Origin of the sequence: Paraburkholderia sediminicola, assembly GCF_046030555.1 — a bacterium.
GTDB lineage: Bacteria > Pseudomonadota > Gammaproteobacteria > Burkholderiales > Burkholderiaceae > Paraburkholderia > Paraburkholderia sediminicola_E.
Genome location: NZ_JAQQCH010000002.1, coordinates 578,130 through 586,249, shown reverse-complemented (window position 1 = coordinate 586,249; position 8,120 = coordinate 578,130). Strand labels below are relative to the sequence as shown.

10 protein-coding genes are annotated in these 8,120 nt (G+C 59.6%); 8 read left to right on the top strand and 2 right to left on the bottom strand.

What is annotated here, in order from left to right; genetic code table 11:
* Positions 1–396 precede the first annotated feature (396 nt).
* The 4 genes from PQQ52_RS05805 to PQQ52_RS05790 all read left to right on the top strand — a co-directional run bounded on the left by PQQ52_RS05805 (position 397) and on the right by PQQ52_RS05790 (position 4,131).
* Positions 397–1,539: a porin gene (locus PQQ52_RS05805; RefSeq protein ID WP_408207704.1), complete on the top strand. Its 1,143-nt coding sequence runs from the start codon at positions 397–399 to the stop codon at positions 1,537–1,539.
* A 151-nt stretch (positions 1,540–1,690) separates the two neighbouring features.
* Entirely contained in the window at positions 1,691–2,158 is a 468-nt protein-coding gene (locus PQQ52_RS05800; RefSeq protein WP_408207702.1) for a MarR family winged helix-turn-helix transcriptional regulator, read from the top strand.
* Positions 2,159–2,174: 16 nt separating this feature from the next.
* A complete protein-coding gene (locus PQQ52_RS05795) occupies positions 2,175–2,738 on the top strand; it encodes an isochorismatase family protein (RefSeq protein WP_408207700.1) in 564 nt (187 codons plus the stop codon).
* Positions 2,739–2,790: 52 nt separating this feature from the next.
* Complete coding sequence (locus tag PQQ52_RS05790) at positions 2,791–4,131, top strand: MFS transporter (protein WP_408207698.1); 1,341 nt, start codon at positions 2,791–2,793, stop codon at positions 4,129–4,131.
* A gap of 415 nt (positions 4,132–4,546) precedes the next feature.
* Here PQQ52_RS05790 and PQQ52_RS05785 read toward each other — a convergent pair whose 3' ends face one another.
* Positions 4,547–4,909, bottom strand: coding sequence for a hypothetical protein (locus tag PQQ52_RS05785; protein ID WP_408207696.1), 363 nt, complete (start codon positions 4,907–4,909; stop codon positions 4,547–4,549).
* A gap of 6 nt (positions 4,910–4,915) precedes the next feature.
* Positions 4,916–5,413, bottom strand: coding sequence for an RHS repeat-associated core domain-containing protein (locus PQQ52_RS05780; RefSeq protein WP_408207758.1), 498 nt, complete (start codon positions 5,411–5,413; stop codon positions 4,916–4,918).
* A 339-nt stretch (positions 5,414–5,752) separates the two neighbouring features.
* Between PQQ52_RS05780 and PQQ52_RS05775 the strand changes: the two genes are divergently transcribed.
* From PQQ52_RS05775 to PQQ52_RS05760, 4 genes are read left to right on the top strand one after another with little or no spacing between them, the layout of a single operon-like run.
* Positions 5,753–6,373 carry a hypothetical protein gene (locus tag PQQ52_RS05775; protein WP_408207694.1) on the top strand — a complete coding sequence of 207 codons (621 nt, stop codon included), beginning with the start codon at positions 5,753–5,755 and terminating at the stop codon, positions 6,371–6,373.
* Complete coding sequence (locus PQQ52_RS05770; protein ID WP_408207692.1) at positions 6,374–6,928, top strand: PilN domain-containing protein; 555 nt, start codon at positions 6,374–6,376, stop codon at positions 6,926–6,928.
* Positions 6,925–7,503: a hypothetical protein gene (locus tag PQQ52_RS05765; protein WP_408207690.1), complete on the top strand. Its 579-nt coding sequence runs from the start codon at positions 6,925–6,927 to the stop codon at positions 7,501–7,503. Before PQQ52_RS05770 ends, PQQ52_RS05765 begins: the two co-directional genes overlap by 4 nt.
* Positions 7,500–8,114, top strand: a complete 615-nt coding sequence (locus PQQ52_RS05760; RefSeq protein WP_408207688.1) for a hypothetical protein — start codon at positions 7,500–7,502, stop codon at positions 8,112–8,114. The genes PQQ52_RS05765 and PQQ52_RS05760 overlap by 4 nt, the downstream gene beginning before the upstream one ends.
* Positions 8,115–8,120: the final 6 nt, after the last annotated feature.

Genomic DNA, 8,120 nt, shown 5'->3' with positions numbered 1-8,120 from the left:
TGGGTCCCCCGCGCAGTTGCGGTAGTGGTGCATCTGGAATCCGTGCCCTCGCACATTCGGTGTCAGTGACAAGGGCATCATCCTTCCGGCGGCGCTGCGCGCGCCGATGCGTATTTCTTAACCGTCTGCTTCGGTTCTTTCCTCTCTTGACTCATTTCGCTGCAGTGCAGTGCGGTGCGGTGCGCCGCACCTCGCTTCGCGTTGCCTTGTCTCGTGCATTCTCTCTTCATCCCTTTAAATCATTCGGATAGCAAACGGTCCGGGATTCGGTTGGACTTCTCCAGTGCTTGCTCCATCGGTGTTTCCGATTGATGCCATCAGAATTCCTCGCTTTGCAAAAAGTATTGGCCGGAAAATCATGCGTCGGTCACTTGCCCAATACATTCTGGAGATCTTATGAAAAAGAAAGTCATCGCCCTCGCCCTGCTAGGCGCCGCATCCCCCGCTTTCGCACAGAGCAGCGTGACGCTGTACGGGGTCATCGATGAAGGTATCGACTACACCAATAACGTCGGGCACGGTAGCGTCGTAGAGCTCGCAAGCGGTTACGCACAGGGCAGCCGCTGGGGCTTGAAAGGCTCGGAAGATCTCGGCGGTGGTCTCAAAGCCATCTTTCAACTCGAAAACGGCTTCGATCTGAATTCCGGTCGGCTCAATCAGGGCGGCCGCATGTTCGGCAGGCAAGCCTATGTGGGTCTGAGCAGCGATCGCTTCGGCTCCGTTACGCTAGGCCGTCAATACGACTCGGTGGTGGACTACCTCGCGCAAACCACCGCCAACGGCAACTGGGCCGGCTATCTGTTTGCTCACCCGTACGACAACGACAACACCGATAACTCGTTCCGGGTCGATAACACCATCAAATACGCCAGTCCGGATATCTCGGGGTTCCAGTTCGGTGGCACGTATAGCTTCAGCAACGATACGAATTTCGCCAACAACCGTCAGTACAGCTTCGGTGCTCAATACGCAAACGGTGGTCTGCTAGTCGCCGCAGCCTATTTGCAGGCAAATAATCCCGGCGTCGGTTCGAACGGCGCAATCACCGCGAACGACGCAAGCTTCATCGCCGGACGCATGCGCGTGTTCGGCGGCGGCATCAACTACACGTTCGGCTCAGCTACCGTCGGCTTCGCGTACACCAACTCCAATTACAAAGACCCCACCGGCAACGGCTATATCGGCATCCCGCTCGCGGCCAACGGCGTCCTGCTGAATACGCTGAAATACCAGAACTTCGAAGTGAACGGCAAATATCAGATCACTCCCGCATTCTTTGTCGGTGCCCAATATGTCTACACAATGGAGACCTACGACGCCTCGACAGGCAGCGTCAAACCCAAGATCCATTCCGTCGGCCTGATGGCGGACTACAACCTGTCAAAACGCACGGACGTCTACATTCAGGGCGAATATCAGAAGGTCGCCGGCAGTTCGACCAACTCGATTCTCGACGACGCATTCATCCCCGGCGTGCAGTCTCCTTCGTCGACGCAGAATCAGGTCGTGGCGCGCGTGGCCCTTCGCCACAAGTTCTAAAAGGCGCGTCGCCGCGCGCCACGCTTCAACTCGATCTCTCAAGCCAAACCCGGAATGCGCGGTTCATCCCGCATTCCGCGGACAACTCCGTCAACTTGACTCCCGGCAGATGTGAAGGTAACCTACGAAGGTAACCTTCACATCTGCCGGTATGTCCAGCGACGACACTCAGCCCCCACGCGCCTCCTCTGATTCCGACGCCCTGCATGCAACGGCGGAAGACTTGCGCGTACTTGTCGGCAAATTGCGCCGCCGGTTGCGCGAAGAAGCGCATGTGGGCGATTTCACGCCGTCGCAGGTGCAGGTTCTCATCCTGCTGGAACGCGAAGGCCCGGCAACGGTCACCACGCTCGCGCGCATCCACGGTATGCGTCCGCAATCCATGGGCGAGACGCTTTCGATTCTGAAAGCTGCCGGACTCGTGAGCGGCGCACCGGATCCGAACGACGGGCGGCAAACCGTGCTCTCCCTCACGCCCACTTTCCGCAAGAAGATCAAGGCAAGCCGCGCGGCACGCGAAGACTGGCTGTTCCGTACCATGCAGACCCGCTTCTCCGCCGCTGAACAGAAACAACTCGCGATTGGCGTCGACTTGCTCAAACGCCTCATCGATTCGTAACGCTCAGGAAAACACCATGGCTCTCACCACGCTCGACGCAAAGACCGCATTGGTCGTCATCGATTTGCAGCAAGGCATCGTCGCACTGCCCACCGCCCACCCCACCAGCGAGATCGTCAAACGCTCCGCCAGTTTGGCCGAGGCGTTTCGCCGTCATGGTCTGCCGGTGGTGCTGGTCAATGTTGCAGGCGGCGCACCGGGCCGCGCGGAACAGTCGCGTCCCACCGGGGACTTCCCCGCCGGCTTTGCAGACCTCGTTCCTGAACTGAATCAGCAGCCGTCGGATCATCTGGTGACCAAGCGCACCTGGGGCGCGTTCACGAACACGGATCTCGAAGCATATCTGCGCCAGCAAGGCGTCACGCAGGTAGTGCTCGTCGGCGTGGCCACCAGCATCGGCGTCGAGTCCACCGCGCGTTTCGCACACGAACTCGGCTTCAATATCTCGTTCGCGATCGACGCGATGACGGACATGAACCCCGACGCTCACACGAACAGCATCACGCGAATCTTCCCGCGCCTCGGCGAAACCGGTACGACACAGGACGTCCTCGACCTGCTCGGGAAATCGCACGCATGACCACTCGTTTGAACCGCTGCACGGCGCGGATCGTCCACACGGGGATATCCCGATGAGTGGCACATTCCGTTCGCTGCGCACGTTCAACTACCGGGTCTGGGCCAGCGGCGCGATTGTCTCCAACATCGGGACATGGATGCAGCGCACGGCGCAGGACTGGCTCGTGCTCACGGAACTCACACATCACAATGCAACGTCCGTCGGCATTGTGATGTCGCTGCAGTTCGGGCCGCAATTGCTCCTGCTGCCTCTAACCGGTTATGCGGCCGATCATTTCGACCGCCGCAAGCTGCTGTTCGTCACCCAGGCGGCGATGGGCACCCTGGCGCTGGGCCTCGGGCTTCTCACCGTCACCGGCCTTGTGCAGCTATGGCAGGTCTATGTGTTCGCGGGGTTGCTCGGCTGCGTCACCGCGTTCGATTCGCCGGCGCGTCAGACCTTTGTCTCCGATCTGGTGGGAGAAGCCGATCTGTCGAACGCGGTCGCGCTGAACTCCACCTCGTTCAACGCGGCGCGCATGATCGGGCCTGCTGTCGCAGGGCTGTTGATCGCCTCGGTGGGCACCGGCTGGGTGTTTCTGATCAACGGGCTCTCTTTCGTCGCCGTGCTCGGTTCGCTGCGCATGCTGCGCATCAGCGAACTGAATGTGAAACCACGTGCGACACGCACGCGCGGCAGCTTCGTGGAAGGCTTCAAGTATGTGTGGACGCGCCCCGATCTGAAAGCCGCGCTGTTGATGATGTTTCTGATCGGTACGTTCGGGCTGAACTTCCCGATCTTCATCTCGACCATGTCGGTCACCGCCTTTCATGCGGGTGCGAGTCAATATGGGGTACTGAGCTCGACCATGGCAATCGGTTCGGTAACCGGTGCGCTGCTCTCCGCACGCAGAGCGAAACCTCGCATGGCTCTTCTGCTCGGCGCAGCGGCGGTTTTTGGCGTGGGCTGCACGGTCGCCTCGTTAATGCCGAACTACGTATTGTTCGGCTTGGCACTCGTGGTGGTTGGCGTAGCGACGCAGACGTTCAACACGTCGACGAACAGCCTTGTGCAAATCTCCACCGAGCCGGCCATGCGTGGCCGGGTCATCGCGATCCTGCTGGCCATCGCGCTAGGCGGCACGCCGCTCGGCGCGCCGGTGGTGGGTTGGATCGCGGATCGCTTCGGCCCGCGTTGGGCGCTCGGCGTCGGCGCTGCATCGGGCTTCGCCGCGGCGGTCGTCGGCTTGATGTATCTGGTCAAGTATCGTCAGTTGCGCGTGTATGTCGAGGCGGGGCGTTTGCGCTACAGCATTGACGACCCGCGTCAGGCGCCGCCTTATGTCAGTCCCGTCACGGCAGTACAGAATGCCGTGCTGAATGAAGCGGAAGAGGATACGTCGGCTGGGGTTTGAGGGGCGCTGCGCGCAACGCGGCAATCGGCATAGCAGAGACGGCTATGAGGCCACACTCCTGTTCCCAGTCGGCATGCGTGCCAGTACTGGATAGGCGCGGTCTGAAAGCACAACCCCGCAAGACCCGTAAACCTCTTCAGCGCGAGTACGAGCATCGCAGCGGCATCCTGCGAAACACCCCTGATCCAGGGCCCACGCAACCAGACGGACAGCCATATTTCCCGTGGATTCAAATCGCCGACCACTGGCTCGCGTTCGCCGGCTTCAAACCCGGCGAACGCGTCAGCTTCAGTATCGACTACCGCTACGCATGACTTACCATCATGCCCGATCACGGATGACCGAATAACAAAGGGCCGCGTTAGCGGCCCTCGTCTTCATCACCTACCGTTGATCGTTACCGCCCCACACCATGTCAAGCTGATTCGATCCGAAGTGAATCAAACTCGATGGCAAGCTCGGCACCGAGGCTGGAGTACATGAACGCGACCTTCGCCCCTTTACGTGTCGAAAGCCGTTCGCCCTTGTTCAAGGCAGCACTCACGGCCTCGTAATTTTTGTCAGCCGCTTCAATGATTTTGATGCTGTATACGATGTTCAACAGACCAAGGCATTCGAGATTGAAACAAGTTACCCCTTCGAACGTCACGTCCACGCGCTCGCTCCCAAGATAAAGACCAAGGACCAGTTTGCGAGGTTCTTGATTTGGTCCAAGGATTAGGCGATCTAGGTACCAGTCGTGGAAATTATTCCATTTCGTCAGCGTTGAATCTTCCATTTTTCATTACCAAGGTAGTACCGAAACAAGCCACCCGTTGTCACGGCTGGTACCGGTCCAATTATGAGCGTGTGGATTAGCGTTTCCGTGATGGGTCTCGAAGTCGATGTCCGTTAGCGTAGTCCCGTTCGGGCCGTACATACGCAACTGCGGCATCTTCCCCGGCATACTCGATGCCCACGATCCCGGCGTACCGTTAAAGGGCATACCGGCAACCTGAATCGCATCCCCCACCTCCGGCTTCGGCATGGCGAACGACGACGCGTCAAGCTTCGGCACACTGGCGGCCACCTGAACCGGAGCACTGACGGTAGCAGCCGGCGCACTGCTCTTCGACGCAAACCCGGACGGCGCAATCATCTCCGTCGGATCCGTAAAGTTGATCGGGTTATTCCCCACATACGCATACCGGTTCAGATCGTCCGTCGTACCGATGGGGTCTGTCTGCAAGAACCTCCCCAGCGCCGGCGAGTACATCCGCGCCTTGTAATAGTACAGCCCCAGTTCTGTTCGCCTTGACGCGAACTTCCCTCACACGGGCCGCCTTCCCTTATCCAGCAAGGTTTTCCTCCATATCACCCGCGCCGGCAGCAGAACTTTTTCCAGACGCGAGTTTCCATTACTTCGTATCTCGAAACAAGTCATGTTGCCGGTTCGTTTAACGACACCTGGCCGGATGGATAACGTTGCTATCGCCCGCCAGGTTTGACGGCGCGCGCAGCGCGACGGCAAACCCGGCGGAACCGGCCGTCGTGTCCCACTGCGCCAGAACCGCGCACGCCTTCGCGCATCAACCCCACGCCAACCCCGTCAAGGCCGCGCAACGCGCGCCGAAGGGCAGCCTTGACGGCCACCAGGGTTCTACGCTCATGGTTGCACGCGCATCCGTTCCAGAGTTCGATCGAATGGGTCATCGGTATCGACCATGTGCGCTATCTGCTGCTGCCATGGGACGAACGCCTCTCGAGCCGATCGTTCTGCCATACGCTGGCGACCGCGCTATTCGCGCAGCAGTCCACGGCAAGTGAAATTCCGTTTTCTGCGTACCAGATGCGCCTGGCACCGCTCTCGTTCGGCCGGCCGCTATTGGCGGCGCTGATCCCAAGCGAAGTCATAAGAGAGATCACTGCGTTCGCATCGCGCCATCAGTGCCGCACCCGGCGCATTGCACCGGCGTTGAGCGCAGTCTGGGACCGCTTTTTTGTCCGTGTGAAAAACGATTCAGGCGTACTAGCGCTCATTGAAGAACAGCGTCTGCTGCGTGTGACGTATGACCACGGGCACGTCACTTCACTATCCGTGCAGCCCTTCTCCGGCGAGCGGACACCGGCCATTCCGGGCGGGGTGACACTCGCTTTCCCGGCACGGAACCTGACAATGCCGGCAAACGGTGACCTGACTCTGCAAGGCTTGGCACCTGACGATGACGCGCGCTTCGCATACGCACTCTGCGGGGTCTTCTGAATGGCACGTCTGTACTGGAATTTTGCCCAGCGGCTTGGGTGGACTCAACCGTGTTCGATCGTCTGCGTCCTCGCGCTGGCTGGCTGCATCCATGCATTGTGGTGGCGGCACGACCTGCTAAAGCGGCGTGAACACGTGGTCGAGCAAGCGCAAGAAGCGTTTCACCGTGCAGCGGCCCGCGAGCATCGGGTTTCCTCTCCGCCACCTGCCGCACTCAACCAGGTGTTTGCGGAGATGCGCTATCCGTGGACCGAAGTGCTAGACAGCCTGCAACAGGTGACCAAACCCGGCCTTGACCTACTCACGCTGGAACCTGACGCCGGCGCGATCCGGCGCGTGCACATCAGTGGTGTGGCGAACCAGGCCCAAGACGTGTTCGATCTGATCTCGGCGCTGCAGGGCGACCAGGCGTGGTCCTCGGTGCAACTAATCAGCCAGACGAGAAACGACGACACCGGCATGCCGCACACCAACGGCTCCGCGCTTCCGGGACTGCCCACTGCCCTCCCTCGTAGCATTTCGTTTTCACTGGTAGCAGAATGGGGGCGACCGTGAACGGGAAAATGCTTCGGCAAAAAATCTCCTGGTGCCTCGCATGCGTCTTGAACCGGATGGAGTGGCAACACACCACTGCAATGGGCTTGTTGGTCTTATGGGCAACGCTGATCGGCACGATAGATTGGCCACTGCGCGCAGAAACGCGGCAGATGACATTGCGGCTAGCCCAGCACATGGCTCTGAAACCGACAAGGCCGCGCTCAGCCACGCAGCCGTCAGCACTGCGCGATCTGACGCATGAATTTACGGCGTCCCTGCCCGAATTTGAAAAGTATTCAGAACAGCTTCGCGAGTTGAGCTTGCTGGCGGACAAAAGCAGCGTCGTCATCACGCGCATTGATTACCGTTACGAACAGATACCTGCGCTGCCAATCAAGAAGCTGATTCTGCGTATGGACATAAGAGGAGACGAAGCGCAGCAGCGCAGGTTCTTGCAAACAACGCTGAACGCCATTCCGAACCTGTCGGTCGCGCGTCTCGCGTTTGCAAAGAGCACAGACGGCGCCACCAAGGTCGAGCAGAAGCTGGACGTCAATCTGTATTACCAGTTGCGCACGAAGGCCTCCGCATGAGACTGACTGTTTCACCCCCCGTGCAATTGCTACTGGTAGCGACGGTAGTGGGGTCCGGCGTCCTGCTACTCCGTCCTGAACCTGTCGAGCTGCCTCTACCTGTCGTCGCGCGGATATCGGCTGCGACGGGGCAGCAGATCACTGCGGCGAAGATCGCGCATCAAGAGGAGCGGCCGTGGAACCGACCGCTGCTGCCCGAGCCCATGGCACCCAAAACTATTGTTCCGCAGGCATCGGGATTGCCCCCTCTTCCGCCGTCCGGGTTTAAACCAGACGTGAATCCGACGCCTCCGTTGCCTCCCATCCCAGCCGCGCTGATGCAGCCGGATGTGGTGTATCTGGGCCGCATGATCAAGGACGGCAAAGTACAGGTATTTTTCGCATCGAACGGCGATCCGGTCGTCTTGAGCGCAGGCGACGTGCTCAACGGCAGTTGGCGCATTCAAGCAATTTCGACAACGGAAGTCACGCTGCATCACTTGCAAACAGGGGAAACACGGCAGGTTGCGATGGGAGGCAGCCCTGATCCCCATCCAGGTAGTGTGGCAACGGTTCAGGTCGGCCAACGTTTTCTCGCGAGCCAACCCGTACAAGAGCAAAAGACCGACTAACAGGTA